Annotated in this window: 25 protein-coding genes and 1 pseudogene; 3 read left to right on the top strand and 23 right to left on the bottom strand. The window is 52.2% G+C overall.

The features are described from left to right. Positions 1–14: 14 nt before the first annotated feature. From A8O29_RS13155 to A8O29_RS13220, 14 genes are all read right to left on the bottom strand, one after another. Positions 15–629 carry a phage baseplate assembly protein V gene (locus tag A8O29_RS13155; RefSeq protein WP_159465397.1) on the bottom strand — a complete coding sequence of 205 codons (615 nt, stop codon included), beginning with the start codon at positions 627–629 and terminating at the stop codon, positions 15–17. Further along, positions 622–1,239, bottom strand: a complete 618-nt coding sequence (locus A8O29_RS13160; protein ID WP_174081335.1) for a phage tail protein — start codon at positions 1,237–1,239, stop codon at positions 622–624. Before A8O29_RS13160 ends, A8O29_RS13155 begins: the two co-directional genes overlap by 8 nt. Next, on the bottom strand, positions 1,236–1,742 hold the full coding sequence (locus A8O29_RS13165; protein ID WP_174081336.1) for a phage major tail tube protein: 507 nt from the start codon (positions 1,740–1,742) through the stop codon (positions 1,236–1,238). The genes A8O29_RS13160 and A8O29_RS13165 overlap by 4 nt, the downstream gene beginning before the upstream one ends. Further along, entirely contained in the window at positions 1,742–2,308 is a 567-nt protein-coding gene (locus A8O29_RS13170; protein ID WP_174081337.1) for a hypothetical protein, read from the bottom strand. The genes A8O29_RS13165 and A8O29_RS13170 overlap by 1 nt, the downstream gene beginning before the upstream one ends. Further along, positions 2,305–2,913 (bottom strand): hypothetical protein, encoded by a 609-nt coding sequence (locus A8O29_RS13175; RefSeq protein ID WP_125351745.1) that lies wholly within the window; start codon positions 2,911–2,913, stop codon positions 2,305–2,307. Before A8O29_RS13175 ends, A8O29_RS13170 begins: the two co-directional genes overlap by 4 nt. Beyond that, positions 2,910–3,266, bottom strand: a complete 357-nt coding sequence (locus A8O29_RS13180; protein ID WP_174081338.1) for a head-tail joining protein — start codon at positions 3,264–3,266, stop codon at positions 2,910–2,912. Before A8O29_RS13180 ends, A8O29_RS13175 begins: the two co-directional genes overlap by 4 nt. Then, positions 3,266–3,595 carry a DUF2190 family protein gene (locus A8O29_RS13185; RefSeq protein WP_125351747.1) on the bottom strand — a complete coding sequence of 110 codons (330 nt, stop codon included), beginning with the start codon at positions 3,593–3,595 and terminating at the stop codon, positions 3,266–3,268. Before A8O29_RS13185 ends, A8O29_RS13180 begins: the two co-directional genes overlap by 1 nt. A 63-nt stretch (positions 3,596–3,658) precedes the next feature. Next, positions 3,659–5,716, bottom strand: coding sequence for a ClpP-like prohead protease/major capsid protein fusion protein (locus tag A8O29_RS13190; RefSeq protein ID WP_246316612.1), 2,058 nt, complete (start codon positions 5,714–5,716; stop codon positions 3,659–3,661). Then, positions 5,655–7,187 carry a phage portal protein gene (locus A8O29_RS13195; RefSeq protein WP_125351748.1) on the bottom strand — a complete coding sequence of 511 codons (1,533 nt, stop codon included), beginning with the start codon at positions 7,185–7,187 and terminating at the stop codon, positions 5,655–5,657. Before A8O29_RS13195 ends, A8O29_RS13190 begins: the two co-directional genes overlap by 62 nt. After that, a complete protein-coding gene (locus A8O29_RS13200; protein ID WP_125351749.1) occupies positions 7,187–7,405 on the bottom strand; it encodes a hypothetical protein in 219 nt (72 codons plus the stop codon). The genes A8O29_RS13195 and A8O29_RS13200 overlap by 1 nt, the downstream gene beginning before the upstream one ends. A 1-nt stretch (position 7,406) precedes the next feature. Further along, positions 7,407–9,512, bottom strand: a complete 2,106-nt coding sequence (locus A8O29_RS13205) for a phage terminase large subunit family protein (RefSeq protein WP_174081433.1) — start codon at positions 9,510–9,512, stop codon at positions 7,407–7,409. Next, the gene (locus A8O29_RS13210; protein ID WP_174081339.1) at positions 9,512–10,003 is read right to left on the bottom strand and encodes a DUF1441 family protein; all 492 of its coding nucleotides are present in this window, start codon (positions 10,001–10,003) and stop codon (positions 9,512–9,514) included. Before A8O29_RS13210 ends, A8O29_RS13205 begins: the two co-directional genes overlap by 1 nt. 176 nt (positions 10,004–10,179) lie before the next feature. After that, a complete protein-coding gene (locus A8O29_RS13215; protein WP_174081340.1) occupies positions 10,180–10,794 on the bottom strand; it encodes a hypothetical protein in 615 nt (204 codons plus the stop codon). Next, entirely contained in the window at positions 10,776–12,233 is a 1,458-nt protein-coding gene (locus tag A8O29_RS13220) for a glycosyltransferase family 2 protein (protein ID WP_174081341.1), read from the bottom strand. Before A8O29_RS13220 ends, A8O29_RS13215 begins: the two co-directional genes overlap by 19 nt. 98 nt (positions 12,234–12,331) lie before the next feature. Between A8O29_RS13220 and A8O29_RS13225 the strand changes: the two genes are divergently transcribed. Next, entirely contained in the window at positions 12,332–12,514 is a 183-nt protein-coding gene (locus A8O29_RS13225) for a type II toxin-antitoxin system HicA family toxin (RefSeq protein ID WP_047043763.1), read from the top strand. Between the two features lie 24 nt (positions 12,515–12,538). Next, positions 12,539–12,970 carry a type II toxin-antitoxin system HicB family antitoxin gene (locus tag A8O29_RS13230; RefSeq protein ID WP_174081342.1) on the top strand — a complete coding sequence of 144 codons (432 nt, stop codon included), beginning with the start codon at positions 12,539–12,541 and terminating at the stop codon, positions 12,968–12,970. 19 nt (positions 12,971–12,989) lie between these two features. On the opposite strand, the gene A8O29_RS13235 is transcribed toward A8O29_RS13230, so the two are convergent. Together A8O29_RS13235 and A8O29_RS13240 are read right to left on the bottom strand one after the other, a co-directional pair. Continuing rightward, the gene (locus A8O29_RS13235) at positions 12,990–14,021 is read right to left on the bottom strand and encodes an IS630 family transposase (protein ID WP_125355697.1); all 1,032 of its coding nucleotides are present in this window, start codon (positions 14,019–14,021) and stop codon (positions 12,990–12,992) included. 137 nt (positions 14,022–14,158) lie between these two features. Next, positions 14,159–14,377 (bottom strand): hypothetical protein, encoded by a 219-nt coding sequence (locus tag A8O29_RS13240; protein ID WP_125355278.1) that lies wholly within the window; start codon positions 14,375–14,377, stop codon positions 14,159–14,161. On the opposite strand from A8O29_RS13240, the gene A8O29_RS13245 reads away from it, so the two are divergent. Next, positions 14,376–14,816 carry a hypothetical protein gene (locus A8O29_RS13245; RefSeq protein WP_125355279.1) on the top strand — a complete coding sequence of 147 codons (441 nt, stop codon included), beginning with the start codon at positions 14,376–14,378 and terminating at the stop codon, positions 14,814–14,816. The genes A8O29_RS13240 and A8O29_RS13245 overlap by 2 nt on opposite strands. 260 nt (positions 14,817–15,076) lie before the next feature. On the opposite strand, the gene A8O29_RS13250 is transcribed toward A8O29_RS13245, so the two are convergent. The 7 genes and pseudogenes from A8O29_RS13250 to A8O29_RS13280 form a co-directional block, all read right to left on the bottom strand. After that, complete coding sequence (locus A8O29_RS13250; protein WP_246316613.1) at positions 15,077–15,940, bottom strand: cell envelope biogenesis protein OmpA; 864 nt, start codon at positions 15,938–15,940, stop codon at positions 15,077–15,079. 80 nt (positions 15,941–16,020) lie between these two features. Then, a complete protein-coding gene (locus A8O29_RS13255) occupies positions 16,021–16,902 on the bottom strand; it encodes a cell envelope biogenesis protein OmpA (RefSeq protein WP_125355280.1) in 882 nt (293 codons plus the stop codon). Positions 16,903–17,044: 142 nt separating this feature from the next. After that, on the bottom strand, positions 17,045–18,097 hold the full coding sequence (locus tag A8O29_RS13260) for a DNA-methyltransferase (RefSeq protein WP_125355281.1): 1,053 nt from the start codon (positions 18,095–18,097) through the stop codon (positions 17,045–17,047). A gap of 154 nt (positions 18,098–18,251) precedes the next feature. Beyond that, positions 18,252–18,488: pseudogene (locus A8O29_RS22775) on the bottom strand (hypothetical protein); the annotation flags it as partial. Positions 18,489–18,623: 135 nt separating this feature from the next. Beyond that, positions 18,624–18,815 (bottom strand): hypothetical protein, encoded by a 192-nt coding sequence (locus A8O29_RS22780; RefSeq protein WP_125354763.1) that lies wholly within the window; start codon positions 18,813–18,815, stop codon positions 18,624–18,626. A 264-nt stretch (positions 18,816–19,079) separates the two neighbouring features. Next, positions 19,080–19,595, bottom strand: a complete 516-nt coding sequence (locus tag A8O29_RS13275) for a GNAT family N-acetyltransferase (protein ID WP_125354764.1) — start codon at positions 19,593–19,595, stop codon at positions 19,080–19,082. 165 nt (positions 19,596–19,760) lie between these two features. After that, positions 19,761–23,780: an NACHT domain-containing protein gene (locus tag A8O29_RS13280; protein ID WP_125354765.1), complete on the bottom strand. Its 4,020-nt coding sequence runs from the start codon at positions 23,778–23,780 to the stop codon at positions 19,761–19,763. Positions 23,781–23,992 lie beyond the last annotated feature (212 nt).

Raw genomic sequence — 23,992 nt, forward strand, 5'->3', positions numbered from 1 at the left:
TAAAAAAACCCGACTCACTGGTCGGGCTCTTCGGACTGCATTGTTTGGTTAGGTGGGCTGGTCGTGCCGCCCCCATCCCCGTTCTCGTTATGTTCGTGGAGATTGTGAGTATCCCGCATCGCCTGCATTGAGCCGGTCTTGTCTTTGACATCACCGGTGACATCCAGATTGCCGTCAATTTCAGTGTCGCCCACGAGCCTGAGTCCACCCGTAGCCGTCACCGTCACTTTCCCGCCGTCCGGCAGCGTGACAGCCATGGCGTGCGCCTGGGTGTCGTACATCACCGTGGCGCCGTCGCTGTATTGCGTGACGTGCTGACCGGATACCGTCGCCGGTGGCGGCCGGTCGTTGGAAAACCCCGCTGGAAAGACCAGGCCACCGTCCGTCTCCCCGCCAGGGCTCAGGACCATCACCGCCGCCCCGACCGCGGGCATGCTCCAGTCATTCACTTCTGAGTCAGAACGCGCGGACCAGTTCAGCCAGTCGCTGACGTGTTCACTGCCGGATACCGGGTCGGTGCCAAACGTCACCCGGCAGCGCGGCGGGTCCGCCTGCACGCTGTGAATATTGCCGTAACGCAGGATTTTCATCAGACGCTGGTAAACGTTCGCAAGGGTATAATCAGCCATTACCGTGCTCACTTAAAAAGGCATTCATTTCGCTGACAGCCTGGTCTGACGTCGCCGCCGTCGGGGCGGGCACCTCAGCCGGGGCATCATCGTCCACCCCGCTCAGGCTCTTACCAAAGTACTGCAGTGATAGGGTGACGTTCTGGTGGCGAAATTCCCCGGCGCCGCGAAACTCATCGACGGCCTGCTCCAGCTGCGTCATGACCCAGAACCCCATCACCAGACCGGAGCCAGTGACCAGCATCATGGGTGTTTTGCTGTTGGCCTGGCGGCGCAGCCATTCGACCGGATCGCTTTGTCCGGCCTGCCAGCTGCCGGTCGACGCCAGCACATCAGAAAGCCCGGTCATGTCCACAAAGTCTGCATACAGTTCGCAGTCAAAGCGCATCGTCGGGGTCTTCTTGCCGGTGTACTGCAGCCGGTCCTGTCGACCGATTCGGCCCTGGGCAGCCCAGGTCCAGGCGTCGCTGATGGTCAGTTTATTGTAGGCCAGCGTGGAGAGCTGGAAGATAAAATCGCCCCACATCAGCAGTGGCGGCAGCGGCGTGCTGAGGGTTTCGAATTGCTGGCTGTATTGCGACTCGAGGATCGCGAGCGGGTCAATAATCATGTCAGTATTCCCGAAATAGCACCTGAAATACGCTGCGGATCCACGCCCATGATTTTGGTCGTTCCCAGCGCGGCGTTGATTTCAAGCAACGACTGAGCGCCATCCACCGATACGCGGTAGTAATTCACCGTCATCGACATTTCCTGCCCGACGTTCAGCTTGCTGTCGCTGCCGTGCTCGTCTGTGCGGATGGAATCAATAAAACCCTCGAGCTCGTCATGAAGGAACACCACGCTTTCACCCACCCGGTAGACCCGCCGCACGGTCAGACGCGCCCGCGCGCCCGCAGTGAGTCCCAGAAACAGAAACGCGGTCGGGTCCATACCCGCGATTTTGTAGTGCGCGGTCATGGGTTTAATACCGCGCGGCACCCCGACTGGCACTGGCATCGCACCGGCTTTATACCGGGCCACGTCAACGCTGATTTCCGGCGGGGTGTAGGCCACGCTGTCAGAGAGCCGGACGCTGTTCAGGAACAGCGAGCAGCCGCGATAAACCGCCATCAGCTCTCCTCCGATTTTGCCAGCAGGGTGTAGTCATCCTTATGGCCAGCGCCCACATCCGGGAACACACCCAGCCAGAACTCTTTGAACACCGGCATATCCGGCTCTTCAAACGGGTCACGCCCGACGGCCAGCAGTTGGGTAAAGGAAACACTCCAGATGGCATGGTCAGCCCCGCCTTCTGAATTTTCCCAGGTCATGGGCTCGGCCGATTCCATTACCGCAGGTGCTGTGCCGGTGCCAAACTGCCGCCCTTCTATCCAGTCAGACATTTTGAGCGCGGCGTTACGAACGCGTGTCTCCGTGCTGCCCCGGAGTGCTTCATCCTCTCCCTCGGCGGCCACAAAATGGCGCAGGATATAGAAATGACAGGTCAGCGCCAGCGTGACATTGCCGCCAATTTCACGCTCTGCTCGCTCCCAGCGGGCCACGTCAAAAAAGACTGCGGGCGTCGGGAAGTCACTGCCAATATCAGGATAAACACCGGTCGTCACTGCCCAGGGAATTTTCGCCAGTTCCGCCACGACGGCATCCTGATAATCATCCAGCCATTCAACGCCGTTCATACGTTACCCGCCACCCTGCCGCGCAGGTCTTTGGTGAAATATTCCATTAGCATCTCGCTGGCATTATCGAAATATCCGCTCTCAATGCTGGCAATCATAGGGTTGTAAACTGCCATCCGGGCTTCTGCTACATGACCGTTCGCCTGTCGTATCCAGATGGATCGTTTACCCCGCACCGTGGCCCCAAAGGAGTTCATGAAATTGGTGGCACTGAGGCGAGGCGACTTTGGTGTGAAGGTGGCGCCACGAGAGCCTTTTGCCGTAATAAACCGGCCTTTCTCATCACGCTGGCGCCGAAGCTTTCGTGGTTGCTTAATGCTCCCTTTCAGCGTGCTGACGGGCATATCATTCAGACCGAACCACACCTTCCCGGTACCGGGCTGATTACCGGAAACTCGCTTTGTGCTCTGCCGAATTCGGCGCTGCACCACATTCCGGTTTTTGGCCCCTGTTTCATTCAGCATCAGTGCGACGGATTGTTTATAGAGTTTGCTGACGGTTTGCTTCAGCGCCTTGTGGAAGGCGGCAACCATCTGGGATTCACTGGCACCCAGCGCAGCTTTTACAGTTTTCAGCGCGCCGGTATCGATATAAAACCCACTCATAACCGTGCTCCTGGGGTATCGAGTCCTGATTTCTGGTATTTCGATAAAAATACCTGGGTGACACCGGATCCATCCGGCTGCAGCGATTTCACGTACCACATCGTCTTGATGATGAGCACCGGGTCCTTTTTCTGGAGGCCGACGATATCCCGGTCGTGAGCGGTGAAAGACGGGTCACTGCCCTGCATCTGCCCACCGTCAGGCATGCCTGTCAGTAAAAAGGGGTTATCAAACACCCCTTTTATCGTCTGCGAACGGGCTTCACCCGGCCACAACTCAACGCAGCCGTCGACATTAAAGGTGGTGATCAGAACATCATCCGCCGCTGCCATCAGCGCGTTGAAGTCACTCATCAGTAGCCCAGGCGCACCGGCGCGTCGCTGTCACCCGTTTCGGCATCCGCCCAGGCGGTACCGGCCACCACATCACTTTCTGTGACGCTCACGTTGCCGCTTTCCGCATCGAAATACAGCTTTTCACCGGCAGACCAGGATTCGGCTTCATCCTTCGCCAGCGCAATCACGCCGGTCATATGCAGCACGCCGTCTTCACCGTCAGCGATATCCGCATGCGCGACACCCAGCATAGCCCCAACAGACACGGGGTCTCCGGATGCCACATCCGCGCCGGTACTGTTGGTCCAGTCCATCGTCTGACCGTCTTCAATATAATTTTTAGCCATTACGTTCTCTCTTAATACAAAAGGCACCTGCAATGAGGTGCCTGGGTTCTCAGGGGAAAGGGATCAGGATGCTGCGCCGGTTGCTTTGAGCATGCCGCGATAATCCATTGGTGCCACACCGGCATCGATGCGCACCTTCATGGTGACGCCATCGACGGTAAAGCCGGAGGTGCTTTCAACGGTTGGCGCTGCATTGCCGTCCAGATACGCCACTTCGATGGTGTCCGCGCCTTTACGTGCTGCCAGGTACCAGGAATGTTCATCGGCCTCATCAAGGCGAGGTTCGGCAATGATTTCCGCCATGTTAAGGACCGGGTTTTTAATGCCAGAGTTGTAAGCTTCACCCGGCACCGAGGTCGAATGAATAATCTGATCGGCATAGGCTTCCTGAAGGGTTGGCACCAGCAGGTACGCCGGGGAAATGTTCAGCGTACGGTCGCCGGATTTCTGGCGCTTCATCATCGAGCGGGCAGATGCCAGGTTATTAATATTCATTTCGCCGGAAATGTAGTTGTTGCGATCGTCGCTGAACAACGGCTCACCGTTAAAGTCGGCGTTCTCCGTCAGGGTCGCGTAGACCAGGTCACCTACTGTCGCTTTTGCCGCGCGCCCCATCGAGGAAGGGATGCGGGTAATGAAGGACATGTCATCATTGATTATGGCCTGGCGGTCAATGCTGAACAGCTCGCCGTAAGTGGCCAGGCGAATAACCGCGCCAGAATCGTTCAGCGTGGCGTATTTGTACTCAGCCCCTGGTCGCACCTGGCGCAGACTCGGAAATGCTTCCAGACCGACACGGTTGCCCGGTTTAAAATCTGGCAGTTCGCCCGAACGAGTCCACTTATCGAAGGTTTCTTCCGCTTCATCCCAGCCGAGCAGGGCTGACTTGCTGGCCGCATCCATCAGAATGTGGGCAAAGTCGCTGCTGCTGTGGGTGAAGGCCATGCCCACAATGCCCATGCGATCCATCCCCGACACGCCGATACTGCGACCGGTCAGAGAGGCGCGCGCCAGCTCCATCAGACTCATGCCATTAAACTGGTTATCGGTCTGGCGTTCACCGAAACCGGCACGCACCATCACCACGTTTCGCACGGAATCACCGATGATGTTGCCGTTACCCGCGTGAACATGAACAAAACCATTCGCACCCGGCGTGGTTCCGTCCGCCAGCTTCGCCAGCAGTTTTTGCTGCGCAGTAGCAGCATCGCAGAACTGATCGGTCAGACAGGATGCCTGCAATTCAGTCACGCCGGGATGGTTCGCGAATGCGGTAAATACGCCAGACACTGCTGCGCGGCGTTCGGTTTCATTCTTCAGGCGGATCTGCTCCATCTGTACGGCCAGCGCCGTCACATCAACAGCGGGTTGAGCAGGCTGCTCAGGTGCCTGATGGGTCGCCACTGGCTGCGGTACTTGCGGCTGGTTTGCGTTGGCGTGAGGGGAAAAAAACTGCTGGGCTGCCTTTGGCATTTTAGAAAACTCCTTCGTTACATTTTCGTTAATACATGCCGCCATCTGCATTTCAGGCAGCAGCACATCAGCAAAACCTTTATCCACCGCTTCCGCGCCGGTCATCCAGGTTTCATTACTCATCAGGGATTCGACGTCCTCGCGGGACAACCCGGTTTTCTGCGTGTAGGCATCAATCATCACCGCAGAGTTTTTATCGAGCAGATCGGCGTAATCACGCAGATCACTGGCATCACCCACCAGCCCGCCATACGGGTTGTGGACCATCATGAAAGCGTTGGAGGGAATATGAACCGTGGCCCCCGGGAGCATGGCAATCACCGAGGCCATGGATGCCGCCAGGCCATCAATGTGAATATTGACGGTCCCGGTCAGACGCTTGAGCGTGTTGTAGATAGCGAATCCGTCCAGCACGCTGCCGCCGGGTGAATGAATACGAATCTCCACCTGCGAGGCATTAAAAAGGCCAGCTTCGCTGACCTCCCGTAAAAATCGACTGGCTGAAATTCCCCAGCCACCTATCTGATCGTAAAGATGGATTTCACCGGCTGAACCGTTGGCAGCCGCCTGAATCTCATACCAGCGATTATCCATCGCCTTTACCTGACCGCTGGCCGTGAGTCCCACCAGCACCTGCTGTTTGCTCATTGGTTGTCGTTCCTTTGTCGTTTGCCGGATCGGTATCAAATACCAGCCCGTGCTGTTGGTTGAATTTCACTTCGCGCTGGCGCTGCAGTTTGGTATTTCGTGGGCTGCCGCCGCGCGCCCTTACCCATTCCGCTTCCGTTGCCGCCCCGCCACGAATCTGTGTTTTCCAGGCTTCGCCCTCTTTCACCGGATCAATCCACGGCATGACCGGTGCCATGTAGGTCGCGTTGTAGAGCGTGGAAAGGTCCAGATCTGAGGGGATCTTGATGCCGCTGATCAGATACATGCGCAGCCATTCGCGGTACATAGGCCGGACGCTCCGGGAGACAAACCAGTCCTGCAACACGGCATAGCCTTCGAAACTTTCCACCAGCTCCTGACGCTGTGAGGAATACGTTCCGTTGTAGTCACGCGAGATTGAGGAATAGCCGGTGCGGGTGCCAGCGGCGGCGGCGCGTAACTGCCCGTTGCGGAACTCCGCCATGTTGGAGTTGGGCCGGTTAGACTCCAGCATCTCCAGCTCTTCGCCGGGGGCCAGATCGTCATAAATCATGCCCGCCGACATATCGAAGTTGCGGTATTTGTTCTCCGGACTTTCCCAGTCGCCGCCCTCTTCGAATACCGAGCTGTCACCACGCTTGATCCAGAAGCCCAGCATCGCCGCAATACGCGCGGCCACGCGCTCTGAATCTTCGTAATCCTTCAAATCGCCCAGGCGCTGGATGACATTGGCGAAGATAGTGACGCCACGCAGCTGGTGCAGACGCTTACGCATCGCCAGATGGAGCATGCTTTCTTTACCAATAACTTTGGTTCGCGTGGTCCCCAGACCGCTCTGCGGATGCGCCAGATAAACGTGGTAAGACATCGGACGGCTCCACGCATTGATATTGATGCCCTGAACGGTCGTCAGCCCGTTGCCTGTACCTGAAAGATTCATCGGTACAAAGTCGGCTTCCAGCATTTCAAAGGCGAACTGCACCGGCGTGGTGTACTCAATGCCTTTGACCGGGCCGCGTACCAGTTGCGTGAACACTTCGCCGTCGCGCAGCGCACTACGCAGCATCAGGCGCTGCGCTTCCGCCAGGCTGAACATCCCGGTAACCTCTGGTGACAGTGCCCACTTATCCCAGGCCGCAGAAAGCTGGGCGGCGAAGTCTTCGTGCACTTCACCCTGCGTGTTCAGGGGATGCGGTTCAATCTGGATCCCGCGCGCACCGACTACCCGCTCTTCCAGCTTATCGAGCATGCCGGATGCCAGGTCGTGGTTATCATCGAGCCACCGCGCCTGTTCTCGCAACGACACGCCAGCAGCAAAAACGGCGGTGTTGGCGCTGTTCCTTTCCTTTTTGGCTGCATGCGTTCGTGAAGGCCGGGCCGCTTCATAAGCCTTAATCTGGTCCTGAGCAGCCATCCTCCGGAGCGCACGCTGTGGTGCAATCACACCCAGAAATTTTGTATAGAGTCCCATTAACGCCCCGTGAAATTGACCAGTGAGAAGGGTTTACCCTTGCCTTTCGACCGGGCATTACGGTACCGGCGGTCCCAGTAATCGAACGCCTTTTTCAGTTCGCTTACATCTTGCCGGGTCAGGTTGCGCCCATTCATGCTCAGGCTTTTGGCCCCGAGCGCGTCGATGTAGGCTTTCTCCGCCCTGTCCCGCATGAGTTTTATTTCAGTGATACGCATGTCAGCTTCCGAATGTTCTGGCTTTCTTCTTGATAGGTGGTGGCGTCGAACGTGGTGTTCTTGCCGGAGGTTGTTCTTCGCCAGCACTGTTCGCTGGCGTATCACTTTGCCCGGCGCTGGTATTGACCGCTTTGTTCAACAGCTGAGGTTTCGCCCAGGCAGGTGGATTGCTCCAGTCCTTGATGCGTTCATAGCCGCGCAGTAGCACCAGCGCATGGCAGTAACACATCAGGTCCAGGGCTTCGTTCGCCCCCTTTCCCGGCTTGCGCCACTTGCCATTAGGATCGCGTTCCTCGTAAGTGAGCTCGTCGTAAAACCACTCTCCGAGCCAGTCAGGGAAATGGATAAAGTTCGGCCCTGGCGTATCGCGCCGAAGTGCATTATGGACCCGGTCTTTGAGCTGGTCGGTCTGGAGGAAATACAGCGGCACATCGCCGCGCGCGCTGGCCTTACGGTCCGAGCGGTTGGTGTTATCCGGATAAGAGCGGGTGATGATTTTCCCGCGCGACGTGCTGTCGCCTTTGAACAGATAGACTCTTTTACGAAGGCCATCCCGCTTGCACTGACGCCAGAATTTGTAGGCGTTGTCCGTGACACCATCTTCACCACCGCTGTCCACGGCCATGCACATTACGGGCATGGTGCGGGTCGGGTCGCTCATCAGCCGGTACTCTTTGTTGAGCACATCGGTCACCAGTAGATCCCAGTCCTCGATGTAGCCACCCGGATCGACGGGCATCGCTTCTCCGTGTACATCACAACGGACGGAGGTTTTGATGTTGTAGCGGTCAATCACCCAGCGCTCACCGTGCTGGCCATAGCCGACGATCTGCACCACAAAACGACGCTTTTTGCCGCCCTGGACATCCACCGCCGCCACCAGAAACCGCACCTCAGGAGGAACAAAACGTTTCTTCATCACCTCGGCGCGCGCCATCAGCTCATCACCCCGGCGCTGGTCCATTGCCGAACGCGGCAGATACGGCTGCCCCCAGTCGGTGTTGATCACCGCTTTCAGGGTTTCCTCACTGCCGGTGGTTTCATAGTCCTGCTCCGCCGTCAGCAGTTTGTAGACCAGCTGCGTCAGCGTCTGGTAAGCCGCTGCGGGGCCTTCCATCCAGAATGATGCAATGCGGGAGCGCCGGGGGTCTCCACCGCGAACACCCTCTTTGCTGATGGTCTCGCCGTCGCGCAGCCAGATACCGCGGCTGTTAAGCGCACGTTTTTGGTCTGCCGTGATTTTCCCGGCACAGTGCGGGCACTCGATATATGCGGACTCGCTCGCCTGCACCGGATCCTCGATGCCCCGGTATCCCGCCACAGCGTCACCGTTTGGTTGAAAATGCTCACCACAATGTGGGCATGGCCAGTACCAGCGACGACGATCGCCGCGGTTATACAACGACATTGCGCCCGTCGCCGGTGGCGCTTCATGCGGTGTTCTGCGCCGCCACTTCACATCAGTTATATCGCGCCCAGGCGAGGTCTCCACCAGCGTCATGCCCGACGACATGAACGTTGTTGTTCGTTTGGATGCGAGCGAATAGCCATCGCCCTCACCGTCAATGTCTTCCGGGAATCGGTCATAATCCGTCAGGGCGACGCATTTAAAATCTGACGATGACATGACATTCACTGAGGGCCAGCCGATTTTCAGGAAGGCACCAGACAGGAAATATTTGTCATGTACGTTGTTATCGTTATTGCGCGGACTCAGGCATTTTTTGACTTCAGGACTACAGCGGAAGGTTCGGGCGAGACGTTTCTTTGAATGCTCCTGGGCCTTATCTTTTGTCATCTGGACCAGCAACATATCTGACGGGTCGCAGACAACGTTATAGACAATCCAGCCATCGATAAGGCCGTTGGTTTTCCCCGTTCGGGCCGGGCCGACAAACACCACTGCATCATATTTGCGTGAGGCAAGGCAGTTCATGGGCTCAATAACGTACGGTGCGACAAGTGGGTCCCATGGCACCGAGTTTCCCCCGGAGGTCGGCACCCGCATAAATTTTTCTACGGCCTCTGCCACCGGCATCCTGCGCGGAGCCTGCAATAGCTGTCCTGTATCCTTTTTCAGCGTGTTGGCTGTCGATACTACCGCCATCATCCCTCCTCCGGAATTTCCTCCTCTGCCTTCTCATCGCTGGTAACTCGCCGGGCAATTTCATCACGCAGGTCGTCGATGATGGCCTGTACACGCGAGACCGTATCCGGTGTCAGACCACAATCGCGCTCCAGGATATCGGGCAAGGTTTCCAGCACCTGAACCATCGCCTTCGCCATACTGGCAAATTCGCGAGCGACTTCTGAGGCAGGAATAAGCTCGCCCACTTCCTGCTCAAATTTGAGTCGTTCACGTTCCGACTGATACCACGCCTTACGATCCTGAGGCTCCATTTCACCCTCGGCGATAGGCGCGGGCATTTTCATCAACTCCGCCAGGATATCCGTGATGCCATAGAGCTTCAGGTTGCTTTCATGCCCCCCGGAGGTACTGACATTTTTCAGGCGAGCGGCCACGGTCTGGCGATGCACACCCGACAACGCTGCAAGCTGACTGACATTCAGTTTCAGCCCCTTCAATTCATTGTCCATTGCCTGCTCCAGTGATGAACAAAAAACATGCAGATTCGACACTGCCGATTTTTTTAATGTGAAATATTAATAAGTTGAGGTGGTGGTGATGGTGAAACAAAAACCAAAAAACTCTCTTTTCCCGCGAGTTAGCGCCCCCGTGGATGTTCCCCCCCGCCGGGAGTACCTTTGAAAATTCATGTGGGGATCGCCATTGCGCCCCTGTGCAGGCGCCAGGCCTGCCGCCTCTCTCGCAGCAGAGCGTTGTTCCAGGGTCGCTCGACCGACAGGCCGTCCTGATGGTCAACCAGCGACCAGCAGGGATAGACCACCATGCCGCCCCAGGCGTCACCGACCGCATAGTCAGCCGCCTTGTAGCTCTCCCACTGCTTCAGTACTTTAGGAAGGTGAGCTGGCGGCACGCTGTAACACACGCCATGAATCAGGCGCGGTAGCGTGATGTAATCGCCATGGATTTTGTCAGCCGCGATAAGTTTTTCTGCGACCTTAGGCTGGTACTGCGGCGGGCGCCCGGTACCGAGATAAAAGCTCACCAGCGAATCAGGGAAGCGCTCAAGCCAGGGAACGACCAGTTGTTCGAACCCGTCCACCGGCAGCGCGTCATCCTCGAGCACAACCACACGTTCATTCTGCTCAGCTGCCCAGGCCATCGCCCTGCGGTGATTCCAGTTCGCTCCGTGACTGTCATCATCCAGCAGTAGATGGGCGTTAAGTCGCCATGCCAGCGCTTCTGCCTGTTCGCGCCTGGCATGGTGGCCCACCACAACGAACTTTACTTGTGAAGCCACCATGCCAGCTCCTTACCAATGCCGTTGGACTTAAACACCGTGTGTACCTGCGGCCCGGTGACCACGCGGTCACCGAATGACTTTGCCACGATGCCGAAGGCGAGCATGTCACCGACGGCTGCGGCGTTGTGCTCCATCGCCCAGAAGCGGTAGCTCTCGATGCGGTAATACAGCCGGACGATGCCGTGGGCAAAAGCCATTACATCCTCACGGCTGCCGCCCAGCAGGCCAGCGTTCAGCATGACCTCGTGGCCATGTGCCGCGATGAACTCCTGATACTGTTTTTCCGGGTGCGACTTGCGTGCCCACTCATCGGCGTAAAGCGTCGGCTCTGAACCGACATACACTCTGCCCGACTCCATCACCTGCCACGGCTGGTGGAGCATTTCAACGTCTGTGCCGTCAGTACACCAGACGTGGGTATATTCGGGATGGTCGCGCAGGAAGTGCCAGATATGGAGCCAGCGCCGAAAATAGACATTCATCGCAACGTCCGGCACGCCCACCAGCTGAGCGCCGGTCGGGGCTTGTTTCAGCTCGTCAGCCAGTACAACTGCATCCGCACCGCGAACCGAACCCGCCCAGGACGTCAGCAACGAAGCATCAGCTTTCATTCTGATACCCCGCTGCGGGTCCGGACGGCTGGTCAGCAGCGTGGTCAGCACCAGATTCTTTCGTGGCCGGTAATCAGCAAATCCGGTGTAACCCGATTCACGTCGGCCGTTGTAAATCCCCGCGTTGCGCTTTACCAGCTGAATACGATCGGGCTGAGGTACGGAGCGCTCAATCGCTTCGTGTTCATCAAGGGAGTAAATCAGGCTCTCAGAGCCGGTGACGTCGGCAAAGGCCCACGTCGTCAGCCCGGCATTGTGAATACGTAATGCTAAATCGCCGTGTTCATACATGCCCCGACCGTAAATCGGGTCAAAGCCGCCCACCTTCTCAATCACACTGCGGTGGTAATACAGCATGACGCCGCGCTGACCGGTGTAAGCAACATGCCGCTCATCCCGGTACAGTACGGTTAAATCTTTGAGCTTTTTTGGCCCGGCCAGGTCGAGAAACTGATAGGCCAGATGGGGTTCAGGAGATTCAATGTACGGCTTGTGCCAGTCATTGGTCACTGGCCACGCGTCATCGTCCCATAGAAAGAGATGTTCACAACCGGCATCCATCAACGCCTTCAGGCTGGCGTTCTTCGTTGCCACAATGCCCAGCGACTGCTCATGACGTATCAGCTGCACGCCATCCAGAACGGTTGCCGCTTGTTTTGAACCATCATCGATAACCACCACCAGCGCACCGGTGGGCAGATATTTCAAATGCTGCTCAAGCGTGCTTTTCAAGACCTTCGCGCGGTTGTGGGTTGAAATGGCGATGCCGATCCTGCCGGATGGACCACGTGCAGGGACATACGGAATCCCATTAATTGTGACTTCCATAATTTCAGTCCAATATTTATTATTGCACACACGAATACACACAGAACCTTGTCGCGTGTGTATTCGTGTGTATAATTAGTTTCAGGCCAGGAGGAAAAATGAAATCGACTGACCTGATAAAGGAATTGATAGCCGCCGGATGCGAGCTGAAGAGGCAAGGGAAAGGCAGTCACCAGATATGGTGGTCGCCGATAACCGGGAAGACTTTTCCGGTCCCACACCCCAAAGGCAACCTTCCGATCGGCACCATCAAATCCATCAAGAAAACGGCGGGGATCTAATCCCCGCCACCTTTGGAGGTTGCTATGTTCTTTTCAGTGGGCGTCGAGACGCCGAAAGATGAAAACACCGCCTACGGTATGATTGTTCCTGCGTTTTCAGCTTACGATTACGGCTGCTTCTCCGCCGCTGATACTCAGGACCAGATCGCGCCAATGGTGAAAGAGGCCATCATGATGGTGGTTGAGGATTTGGTCCAGGAAGGCAAGGCCTCGCCAGATAGCATCAAAGATGCGGGCTATATGGTTTATGCCGCTGACCCTGAATATAAAGACTTCGACAGCTGGGTCATGATCGATGTTGATTTGTCAGAGTTCGAGGGTAAACCGCAGCGCATCAACATTTCACTGCCAGACACACTGATTAAACGCATCGATAATGCCGTTAAAGGTAACGACACCTATCGTGACCGTAGTCATTTTCTGGCAGAAGCAGCTCGTCACGAACTCAACAACTAAATAGCTGCGTCTAATACCGCTACACTTTTGCCAGACCATGCTTTCTTCCGGGGAACGGGCTGGCGGTTTCCATAAAATGACGAACTTTTCTCAGTAGTTGCCACATTGAACGACACTGATGATTGCGCGTTATTGTGTCGTGAAGCGCCTGCCACAGTCGCTCTACGTGGTTCACCCACGGCGAGTAAACCGGCTGGTAAATTACGCTGAACTTCGGGTTCTCTTTCAGCCAGCGCTGCGTTTCCTGGCTTTTGTGAATGATGTAGTTATCCACGATAAGCGTGACGGTTTTTGCCCGTAGGTATGTGGCTTTCAGGTGTTTCAGCAGGGCGATGAACAGCACCGAACTCTTGCTGTTGCCCCCAACGTAGCTGACTTTTCCGGTACCGCTGTGCAGCGCCCCGGCCAGGTAGTATTTTTCATTCTGTCCCGGTGTTACCACGCGCTTTTGTTGCCCACGAAGTTGCCAGTCTGCCCCGATTTTGGGATTGAGGTGGATATCCACTTCATCTTCATAAAAGACCGGATGCTCTGCGCTGCATTTTTCCAGTGCCTTATGGATTGCCGCCATCTTCTCCTCTTTATGTGGGTCACGGATGTGCAGGGTCGGGGCCGCCCTGCGCCACACAAGCCCGGCAGAGGGCAGCCAGCGACGAACGGTTCCGGCATGCAACTGACATCCGGTTATCTCATTGATTTTTATTGCCAACAGTTCGGTACTCCAGCGTGAACGCTGATAGCCAAAATCACCGGGAGTGCGTTTTACCAGTTCACGTAACAGTGCGCAGATATGCTCATAAGGCCAGCGGCGAGAGCGCCCTGCGGGCAAGGACTTCAGACCTTCAACACCCGACAGCGTAAACCAGTTAATCCAGCGACCGACAGATGAACGGGCACAGCAGAGTGTTCTGGCGACATCGCTGACACGGTCTCCCCGGTGTAACATCAGCATGGCGGTCAGTCTGCGGGCATGGTTCTTGTCACGCGTTTTATGGATGGTTTTCTGCATCAGGCGTCGTTCGATACGGGGTATGGGTGCTATGATCGGCATCGCTCAGTCCGGTTGGTGATGTGGGATATTTGGCGATTGATCAGATCGCACAATCCGGGCTGAGTTCCCTTTAAGTGATCTACTATTCCGCGCAGCTATTTAGTGAATATCAAAGGCTTCAACATGGAGCCTTCACTTTAGCTTGAGCGAATTACCCGGTGGCGAGATTCAATGGCAAGGGCATAAGACAATGCTTCGGCTAGATACTCTCGTGGCAGATCAGGAAGTCGAAATTCCCAATATGCCCTGGACCTTACAAAGTCCATTTCTCCTGACAATTGCATACCAACAACTTTTGTCAGTTCACTTATCATTTCAGCCTTTTCTTTGGCCTCTTCACGGGAGAGCTTAACCATGAGTAAATCCAATATTGATAGGTTTGATGAGATTGCAGGCAGAGTTTTTGCTGACTTATACGACTCCTTCCCTCTCCCCATACATTTAAAGACGGAAGACTATCTGCAAAAAGACACAATCCCTTCAGAAGACCCTATAGATGGGACAATGCGATATAGCATTGAAGAAGAAATTATTGAAGCCACGATTAAGTGGCTAAATAACGCTGAGTTCCTTTGCTATGGGGCAGAAAGAGACCATGTTTTTGTCAATGTGACACTTACTCCAAAAGGATTGGAATCGCTGAAATTGATGCCTGATAGTGTAAAAGGGCCAACTGGCTCTCAACTTTCGGACGCTGTAAAAACTGGCGGCATTGAGACGATAAAAATGTTAGCAAACCATGCAATCGGAATCGGCGCTCGTATCACAGCACAAAAATTTGGGTTTCATGTTTGAGGCTGCACAAACATTGCCACCAATGATTATTACTTTTAACTCAGGGACTACGGTTACTTCTGTCATAGCGTATTGCCTTACTTTGAGATGAGCCTTTGCCGCAATAGAAATCAGCCCATCGAAGGCTCGCCAGCACTAAACTGACTTCTTCAAAGGCTCATTTCAAAGGATCTGGGTTCGATGTGGTTGTTCGCGCATTGCGGTGCGCTGACATGAAAAAGCCCAGCGCAATAGCGCAGGGCTTGAGGCTTTATTTCTGGTTAGTTGGTAACAGAGTTGTCGATCGTCGCAATGTCATTGCCCTGCTGATCTTTAATGATATTCAGGGGAACATCATCAGCTTTACGGGTTGCCAGGACGTTGATGTCTTTTGCATCATCACAGTCAAAGTTACCCTGCAACGATAAGGTAATTGGCTCCAGGCTATCATCTACTGAAAAAGGAATGTGCACTACACTGCCATCCTTGCTGATCTTTTTTACATCGACGGCACCTGTGTCCTGATCTTTTTCCAAGTTGAAAACAGTACCATTCCGTGTGTCCGTATCAACAATTTCACCAGCACCAGTGTATTTATCACTTGCGATAACTATACCATCAATATCTGCACCTGCAGATGTACTCCCAGACTCGTTGCTAGTATCCACGATCTTAATAAATTTATAGGTCCCCGCACCTAAGGAATCAATATCGAAACCATGGACAGTACCAGTGGAATTATTAGCAGAATACGCGACTTCCATCTTTGTCCAATTAATATTATCGTCAGATACGTATACATCAAATGCACTATAGGCAACAGACTCGTACACATAAAAATCAGAAGCAGAAGTTTTGTCACCGGATACAGACATTGGTGAAGTTGTCAGGACAATATCGCCACTGCGCCCTAATGATAACGATTGGTTATTCGGCTCTCCTAACGCATATTCAGCCGTATTATGAGGTGGAGTTACTCCAGGTCCTTGCGAGTAACTAACAACAGATGTTGCCGAGCCAACACCTGTTGCAGGAATATCTGGGTAACCAGCGTAAACCTGTGCGAAGGTTGAGGCGGAAAGTGTTGCCATAGCAAGACCTATGGCTGCTTTTAGAATATTATTCATATCAATACCTTTTTTCATGGTGAACCATGATTTAATTGTGACCATTCGAGATAACAAATAAAAAAGCCCACCAATGTGGGCTATAGATTTCTTATTTATTAGTTCGTAATTGAGTTATCAATCGTCGCAATATCATTACCCTGCTGATCTTTAATAATGTTCACTGGAACATCGTCAGATTTACGGGTAGCAAGCACGTTGATGTCTTTAGCATCATCGCAATCAAAGTTGCCTTGTACTGACAAAGCGATTGGATCCAGGCTGTCATCTTCTGAGAACATGATATGTTCGACACTGCCATCTTTGCTAATTGTCTTAACATCAACTGCTCCAGTCGCTTTATCCTTTTCAAGGTTAAATACCATGCCATTACGAGAGTCTGTATCAACAATTGTACCACCGCCGGTATATTGACCACTTGTGGTTAAGACGGCATCGATATCAGACCCAGCAGTATTCGTAAATGTTGAATTACTGGTATCTACAATCTTCACATATTTATAATTTGTAGTCGGCGAAATAGCATCAATGTCGTATCCAACGACTGAGCCGCGCCCTTTTGAGCCACCAGACTCATCCGTAGTGTCTGAGAAGGATGGTGTAGCTTTTACCCAGTTGATCATGTCATTGGACACATACGCATCCCAAGGTTCATAAGTATTGACTTCATAAACATAGAAGTCTGACTCCGATGTGCCTGATGGCTTAATTTCAAATGGGGTGAACGCAAGCACCAAACTGCCACCCTGGCCGAGAGCAAAACTATTACCCTCGGTATAGTAGTTAGGTTGCCCCAATGTGTCTTCAGTATGTTGATAATCTTCGCCGACTCCTGGGCCTGGTTGATAATCCATAACCTGAGTTGCATACCCAACAGTCGTGCCGGGAATATCGGGATATCCTTCATAGGATTGGGCAAAGCTAGAAGCTGACAGAGAAACAAGTGCAATACCGATGGCTGCTTTAAGTACGTTTTTCATACAATTACCTTTTATTGAGATGACGAACGAATCTGAGGACTTCATTTGGTGAGAGTGACTCAGATATGAAAAAGCCCCGGCGAATGCCGAGGCTTGATTTGTGAGCCGAATAACTCATTTATTCGGCTCATTGAATGAGCCGTTAAGGCTGAGTTAATTCTTTTACTTCATCAACTGTCTGTCGAAACCGTTCTGTTTCCAGCTCAACGCCAATCGCTTTACGACCTAACCGCAATGCCGCTTTCAGCGTCGAGCCTGACCCCATAAAGAAATCCGCAACCACATCACCCAGTCTGCTGCTGGCGCTTATGATTTGCTCCAGCATGTCAGCAGGCTTTTCGCATGGGTGTTTGCCTGGATAAAACTGAACAGGCTTATGCGTCCAGACATCGGTATAAGGCACTTCAACATTCACCGCAAAATAGCGGCGCAGGGATTTGTATTCCTGTATCAATTCACCATACGTCAGGTTCAGAACGTGGTATTTCTCCACCAGCTGGTGGTGTGGTTTATCAAGCAGCTGCTGCGCGTGCTTTTCGCTGGCGATGCGGTCAAAAAGCTTTTGCAGCTTGAGGTAGTCACTCTCGTTCGGCAGTTGCCATTGGTTACCGCTAAACCAGTGAGAGACCATATTCTTTTTGCCGGTGGCTGCGACTATGTCTCTGGCCGTGACACCCAGGGCATCACGCGCATTGCGGAAATAGTCAATTAGCGGGCCCAGTGTGTGCTGTTTCAGGTCGCGGCACTTCTCCGCATATCCGTCGCTCTTTGGCTTGTACGGGCCTTGATAGTGCTCTGCAAACAGGATGCGCTCAGTCGCTGGGAAATAGGCGCGCAGGCTTTCTTTATTGCACCCGTTCCATCGACCGGAAGGTTTAGCCCAGATGATATGGTTCAGAATGTTGAACCGTTCACGCATCATGAGCTCGATGTCAGATGCCAGCCGGTGACCGCTAAACAGGTAGATGCTGCCGGTGGATTTCAGTACTCGCCAGAACTCAGCAAGGCATCCATCCAGCCAGCGTAAATAATCCTCGTCCCCATTCCACTGGTTGTCCCAACCGTTCGGTTTCACCTTGAAGTAAGGCGGGTCCGTCACGATCAGGTCAATGGAGTCATCAGGGAGAGTGGCAAGGTATTGCAGGCAGTCAGCATTGATTAGCTCAATACTGTTTATTTTTACAGTGTTTTTCATAGATCAGTAAGCGAGACTAAGTTAGACTCACCCTGCTTTAGCGCTAAAGCGGTGGGCCTTGGTTCGCTTGTGACCACAATGCATGAGCGAATGGCTGGTGGAGTGCTTCAACACCCACCAGCCGCCCATTCTTCACAGCAATTATCTCCGCCCGTTAAGCGCGGAAGCGTATGTAACATCCAAATCGATAATCAGATAACCCTGCCATCACCAACTGCGTCAGTATTAACTGGCAGCGTTCGCGCGTGAGGTGTGTATTCTGTGCAATCTCGCCAACTGTCGCCGGTTCAGTACTCAGTTCTTCAAAAACGGCCTTTGCCGCTTCTGTCATATCCTGCTGTTTTAACATGGTTAATGTCCGTTTCGTTATGTGATGACATACAGATAACTCTGGTTCGGAACGGCAGCAAGATGAAACTGGGGATTGGCGACTGACAGCGCGGCTATTGCGCTGGTATGAATTTTAGGAAATAAAAAACCCTGCTTACGCAAGGTTCTGATATCGGTTCATGCAATAGGATTATGGTTATGGCTTCGGTTCTTCAATAGGTCCACTGAGAACCTCAACTTCACCGGTATTGCAAAGGTCATGGCCTCGGGTGACATACCAGACCCCAATGATTGCTTCCCCTGAAATGAAATCGTAGCCCTCTTCAGGGACGTAGTAGGCAATCTGCCTTCCACCGTTGTACTGAATCCAGTAGTAACCTTCTCTCATAGCCACCTCTCATGATGTTAAGAGAAGTATAATCCGGGGGAGCGATTCTGGCTGTTATAAGTAGGATTGCTACTTTGGGCTTGCGTAGCAGACACCCTGAAAACACAAAACCCCGCCGAGGCGAGGTTTAAATTTTCGTAACGTTATGAGCATAGATTCCCATCGTTGGGATGAGACTAGCCAATATCCGCCATCTTTGCAACAACAGCATAGGGTTAAAACTGTCTGTCAAGATCGCCTAGTTTACACCGGTATAACCAAGGCTTAATCAGCCCTGCGGATGTTAAGCTCATACACCACACATGGCACATCGTAATGCTGCTCTACTGCTTTGTAAGTCATGCCTAACCGTTGCATCACTCGATGCGAGGGGGTGTTTTCGGGATCGGCAACTGCAACTAAATAAGTAGTACCTACCCGTTCCGCCGCGAAATAAATAATCGCTTTAGCTGCCTCCGTCGCATAACCTTTGCCATTATGTTCCGGGACAAGACGCCAGCCAATCTCTAATGGTGCACCATCCACGTTTGCCAGATGTTGGAGGCAAGCTGCGCCAACGATGACGCCAGAAGACTTCTCTTTGATAGCCCACCACGAAAATTGGTATTTATCCCAACGAGCCTGGACACGCCTGATACCTTCCCAAGTTTCTTCAGACGTTTTGACAATACCCTTGGTGATATAACGCATCACACTGGGGTCGCTATCCATTACCCTCAAGCCTTCGAAATGAGAGTCATTATAGGGTTCGAGCTTTAAACGGGCTGTTTCTAAATCCATCTGACACTCCTTTAACTTGAAGGTATTACTTTCGGTGAAATGCTCATCAAAAATCAACAAAGCATCATGTAAACAACCTTCATTTTCGGCACAAAGGAGATGTTTGGTTGATTCCGGTCCGCTGCGAGCGAAAAGCGGAAGTTCATCCTTATCGGATCAAAAAGCTCACTTTGAGAGATCCAGTACGAACACATCTATCTGATTATGCAGCTCAGCGGGGAGTTTTTTAATAATGGCCAGCCTAAGTTCCTCTGCACTTTTCAATTCATGTTTATATGTATTTGCGACCTTCTCATGTTGCCCAAACCACAACGCAATATAGATACCCTGCATGCCCGCATCGGGTGTTAAAGAATAAAGTTCATACAGTTGCTCATAGGGTGCCGTATAGATCGCCTTATGCCACTGGCCTTTCACTTCAATCATCAGCAGCAGACGTCTATCGCGGTGTGCTTTTGAGGCAGAGATGTCCGCGCGTTTTTCATTGTTTACCTCATGCTCTTTAACAACAGTAATACCCTGGGGTCGAAGCACAATGCGGAGCCATTCTGCAATGATATCTCTCGACGATTCCTCGTCAAGCCGATTCCCGTTGGGATTAAACTGCCTGATAGTGTTGAACTCTCCCTTGTTGATATGCTGTTGATACACCTCCAGTTGATACAAAACGCTTTCCCTCAGTCCTTCAACAGTTACTACTCCATCGTGATTAAGTACTTCTGTGACATCGTGGGCGCATGGCGGCGAGTAGTCCCTGAACAACCTTTCTCGTTGAAGTGTTACCAGCGCGCTTTTAAGCTCTGAATGAAGAGGTTGCAATAAAGGCATTTCCAGAAGCCGCTTAATAACCGGAATTCCCTTGGAAGGCTCGGTAGTGCCCATCCTTTCAACGATCACATACATAATATCCCACGCATCTTCGTCTTCGTTGCGTTGGTTCTGTGACAGGAGGGAACTCCGCATAACAGGCCATTGCCCGATGAAACTTTCAAGAATCGAACCTAGCTTTTCCGCACTTAGTGAAGGCCAGTGCTGTGTGTCTTCACGATTTATCCCTCTTGAAAGCGAGTTAAACCTGAGCAGATTGCGTTTGTCGGCGATAATTCTTTGCCAGTAATCTGCGGGGAACTCCGGCAAAAAATATAAGGCGCGAATTAACCAGAAGAGACGTAATTCCTCTTGCTTGTCGTCACCAATGTTGTCTGTATGCGAGGACTGGAGCTCCTCACAACGCTTGGTAATCACATGGCACAGTTCAGTTGGAGAGGCTTCCCTGCAAGCAAGCTTAAAAAGAGTTCTGGCGGTGTTGAGGGGGAGTGTCCCATATTGGCCCAGCCATTCGATAGCTAACTGCCCGCGGATTGAATCAAACACTGAAGGCTGCATGATTAGTTCCAGCGGGGGATGAGGATATTCAAGCTGAGGCTCAAGATAGTCTCGGAGAAAAATTTCTGTCCCCTTCCCTGCGGGAAACAATAATTGGTCCACATTCTCCATCATCGCGTTATGTGTTAACCGAGCCCCTTCGCTATTACCATGATTGGTCTCAGTCCTAAGAATGCTAAGCACCGATTTATCAAGAGATGCAAGTGTGCCATGATCTTCAAAAAGAAGCATACACGCTGCATAAAAGATATACCTCATGCCATATGTTTCCCCTTCAGTTTTGAGACGGGTAAGCTCACGAAGGTCGGGTATATGTGGCGATATATGTTGTAAGCAATTAATTAAAGATTGTTCAACTAAGTTTCTGTCACCAAAATTTGAGGCGAGATTATCTGGTTGTGACAACATTGTCCTTGCAAAGGAGTCCAAAACTCCCCATTGCATACCCTGCGAAATCTCATCGCGATGTGAATCAATCCATTGAAGATTCATTGCCCGCTTTGCTTCCCGACGCAGTTTCATTCTGCGAGACATACGCGCGAGTTTCTGATCCGGTCGGCCCAGTGACTTCATACCTCGTTCCGCGCTAACCCATGCCTGCATAAAACGAGGATTACTTAAAGCATGGCGGCGACATATCTGCCTCAGTGGGTTGATTTTCCTCTCAGTTATCTGACGGTTTCGGAAATGATGAGGGAAAAGTAAACGCCATAGCGCAACATTTTCTTCCTCAAAAGCCATGTTTAGCAGATATTCCTGATCGCCGTCTTTGAAACAAAGACCAGCATGAGCGTGGTAGGGATATCGGAAGTGGTTATCCAGAGCTTCTCTAAGGGCATGAGCATCAAAGTTATTGGACAATACGTGTCGGTAAACCCCCCGACGCAAAGTAGCATCCTGCTGAAGGACCTTAACTGTTGCACTTCTGTCTGCCGAAATTGTTTCATGAAAATTTAGGTATTCAACCCATCTCCATATGCTGACCGGATCCAACGGAAGCGCAGCATTAACGACGTAGTTGTCCAGCAATTTACCAATGATTTTGCTGATGCCGTTGCGGCAATAACATTCAAAGCTCTTTTTTTTACATTCACACGTCAGCCCATCAGAAAGTATATTCAGCAAAGGTTCAACGCAGGTGATGGGAAGTTTGGAGATGAATACACTGACAAAGTAATGGTCGGTTGAGATGTTGCCATTTTCATTTGTCGGATTTAAATACAGCCCGCAACAGGTACGTAGGAAAGTGGACAATTCAGTGATCGCAAACGAATCAGGCCCCCTAACACTGTAAATTTCGGATGCGACCCGCAAAGAATCAGATGTGGCTTCCCCAAGTAATCGCGCTAGTTCCAGCCTGAAATCGTAATGTTTAAGTCCAAGCAGACATCCAGAGGCCAGAAACCGTGTGTGTAGGTCGAGTAGATGATCGCATACCAATGAAGATAGCGTGGACGATAATGCATGAGCGTCCTCAACACCTTGGAGAAGCTCCAAAAGCAGACCGCTAAGATGGCCTTCACCTTGAGGAGTTAATAGCGGTCTGATGGTTTCAATGACTTCCGGTGTGAAAAATCCAGTAACGCTAAAGCGACGCCAGGCGTCATTGCGACGGAAAAAGGGATCCTCTCTTTCAAGTTTCTGAAGTTGCGCGATCAGAAAAAGTCTTGAGCTAACTGTAAGCTGTGAGGGATCACCATTGGCTAGCACGGCGTAGGGATCGAGTTGAATGATGTTCTGCTGCATAGTGCTGTCGCCACATGCCGCCATCCAACCCAGTAACCCTCTGAGTTCGTCCCTCACGTAGTGACCAGGCGCAATCAAGCTCAGGCACTTGCGAAGCGTCAATGGATCGGCAGAGTTTCCGATTCGTTTTGTGAGATAAACAGCTGCTGAATATTCAGCAATAATTTTATGCACCGGACGATGCTGATCTGTCTGATAACCAGGCCTGAAAAGCCTACTGGCTAATATTCCTTTCGGTGATGGGATAGATGCAGCCAGCGAATAGATGAAGGGATAAACTCGGGTTTCAGCTGGTTCGCTTGTCGCAACCCCTTCCGAGCCCGACAACAGTAGTTTTGTGAAGATCTCAGCACTGATATTTATCTTTTGCTCAACCGACAAGGGAGCATCATGAATAGCAATATCGCGATTCTCTTCACGAGCCTGATACCTGACGGACTGAGCAAATAACGCCTCCCGGCTCGAAAAACGTCCATTACTCTCCGAATAGGCTGCTGCTAGCAGATGAAGAAACTGAGGGTTTGACAGCAGGACATCGACTCCGAAACGTTTAGCTTCTCTCACAAAGCTATCGAAGTCCTCATTTGGATGCAGATAGCTGAAAAGTGTCCGCAGCTCATCTTGACTGAATTCACAAAGATACACCACGAGCGGATCGACGTTGAAGATTTTACGGAACTGAGATGTCGATGAATGACTCCATTCACTTGATCGACTAGATACAATAAGGTGTGTTGGTTTTGCTTTCAAAGCCAGCGCCAAAAGTTGATGAATTCCGGCTTTATCTATCTTGGCCAGTTCATCAAATCCGTCGATCACCAGTGGACGGCCACATTCATTGTCAGCTCGATATTGAAACGAATTAGCCTCAATCGACTGAGTCGAAAGCCTTTGTGCAAGGCTATGCATTAGCTCGGTTTTACCGGCGCCGGGCTCCGCAAGTATGATGAGATACGGTGATGCCTGCAGTAGCTCATCTTCAGTATACTTTTTACCGCTGACAGGATTTGCGGTAAGAATGCGAGGCAAGTAAAAATGCGTTTCTTTAGACACGGATTGAACATTCCCTCAAAGGATGTGCATCAATAATCAGATATTACAACGGCCAATAAAATTTATGAATGGTCAAAATCCCCTGATTTTCAGAAAGCCCAGCTCAGCACAATTTATTCGGTCTCAACAAGTTGCATCAAACCATTATATTTTTCAGTTACTCACTAACTAACACAATTCGATTACCGCAACGTCCGCTTCTGGCACAAAGC

Origin of the sequence: Scandinavium goeteborgense (assembly GCF_003935895.2) — a bacterium.
Taxonomy (GTDB): Bacteria; Pseudomonadota; Gammaproteobacteria; order Enterobacterales; family Enterobacteriaceae; genus Scandinavium; species Scandinavium goeteborgense.

What these genes read in the sequence shown, in the direction of transcription:
- A8O29_RS13155 (WP_159465397.1), bottom strand. Translation starts at nt 629, where the DNA reads ATGGCTGATTATACCCTTGCGAACGTTTACCAGCGTCTGATGAAAATC.
- A8O29_RS13160 (WP_174081335.1), bottom strand. Translation starts at nt 1,239, where the DNA reads ATGATTATTGACCCGCTCGCGATCCTCGAGTCGCAATACAGCCAGCAA.
- A8O29_RS13165 (WP_174081336.1), bottom strand. Translation starts at nt 1,742, where the DNA reads ATGGCGGTTTATCGCGGCTGCTCGCTGTTCCTGAACAGCGTCCGGCTC.
- A8O29_RS13170 (WP_174081337.1), bottom strand. Translation starts at nt 2,308, where the DNA reads ATGAACGGCGTTGAATGGCTGGATGATTATCAGGATGCCGTCGTGGCG.
- A8O29_RS13175 (WP_125351745.1), bottom strand. Translation starts at nt 2,913, where the DNA reads ATGAGTGGGTTTTATATCGATACCGGCGCGCTGAAAACTGTAAAAGCT.
- A8O29_RS13180 (WP_174081338.1), bottom strand. Translation starts at nt 3,266, where the DNA reads ATGAGTGACTTCAACGCGCTGATGGCAGCGGCGGATGATGTTCTGATC.
- A8O29_RS13185 (WP_125351747.1), bottom strand. Translation starts at nt 3,595, where the DNA reads ATGGCTAAAAATTATATTGAAGACGGTCAGACGATGGACTGGACCAAC.
- A8O29_RS13190 (WP_246316612.1), bottom strand. Translation starts at nt 5,716, where the DNA reads ATGAGCAAACAGCAGGTGCTGGTGGGACTCACGGCCAGCGGTCAGGTA.
- A8O29_RS13195 (WP_125351748.1), bottom strand. Translation starts at nt 7,187, where the DNA reads ATGGGACTCTATACAAAATTTCTGGGTGTGATTGCACCACAGCGTGCG.
- A8O29_RS13200 (WP_125351749.1), bottom strand. Translation starts at nt 7,405, where the DNA reads ATGCGTATCACTGAAATAAAACTCATGCGGGACAGGGCGGAGAAAGCC.
- A8O29_RS13205 (WP_174081433.1), bottom strand. Translation starts at nt 9,512, where the DNA reads ATGGCGGTAGTATCGACAGCCAACACGCTGAAAAAGGATACAGGACAG.
- A8O29_RS13210 (WP_174081339.1), bottom strand. Translation starts at nt 10,003, where the DNA reads ATGGACAATGAATTGAAGGGGCTGAAACTGAATGTCAGTCAGCTTGCA.
- A8O29_RS13215 (WP_174081340.1), bottom strand. Translation starts at nt 10,794, where the DNA reads ATGGTGGCTTCACAAGTAAAGTTCGTTGTGGTGGGCCACCATGCCAGG.
- A8O29_RS13220 (WP_174081341.1), bottom strand. Translation starts at nt 12,233, where the DNA reads ATGGAAGTCACAATTAATGGGATTCCGTATGTCCCTGCACGTGGTCCA.
- A8O29_RS13225 (WP_047043763.1), top strand. Translation starts at nt 12,332, where the DNA reads ATGAAATCGACTGACCTGATAAAGGAATTGATAGCCGCCGGATGCGAG.
- A8O29_RS13230 (WP_174081342.1), top strand. Translation starts at nt 12,539, where the DNA reads ATGTTCTTTTCAGTGGGCGTCGAGACGCCGAAAGATGAAAACACCGCC.
- A8O29_RS13235 (WP_125355697.1), bottom strand. Translation starts at nt 14,021, where the DNA reads ATGCCGATCATAGCACCCATACCCCGTATCGAACGACGCCTGATGCAG.
- A8O29_RS13245 (WP_125355279.1), top strand. Translation starts at nt 14,376, where the DNA reads ATGAGTAAATCCAATATTGATAGGTTTGATGAGATTGCAGGCAGAGTT.
- A8O29_RS13240 (WP_125355278.1), bottom strand. Translation starts at nt 14,377, where the DNA reads ATGGTTAAGCTCTCCCGTGAAGAGGCCAAAGAAAAGGCTGAAATGATA.
- A8O29_RS13250 (WP_246316613.1), bottom strand. Translation starts at nt 15,940, where the DNA reads ATGAAAAAAGGTATTGATATGAATAATATTCTAAAAGCAGCCATAGGT.
- A8O29_RS13255 (WP_125355280.1), bottom strand. Translation starts at nt 16,902, where the DNA reads ATGAAAAACGTACTTAAAGCAGCCATCGGTATTGCACTTGTTTCTCTG.
- A8O29_RS13260 (WP_125355281.1), bottom strand. Translation starts at nt 18,097, where the DNA reads ATGAAAAACACTGTAAAAATAAACAGTATTGAGCTAATCAATGCTGAC.
- A8O29_RS22780 (WP_125354763.1), bottom strand. Translation starts at nt 18,815, where the DNA reads ATGAGAGAAGGTTACTACTGGATTCAGTACAACGGTGGAAGGCAGATT.
- A8O29_RS13275 (WP_125354764.1), bottom strand. Translation starts at nt 19,595, where the DNA reads ATGGATTTAGAAACAGCCCGTTTAAAGCTCGAACCCTATAATGACTCT.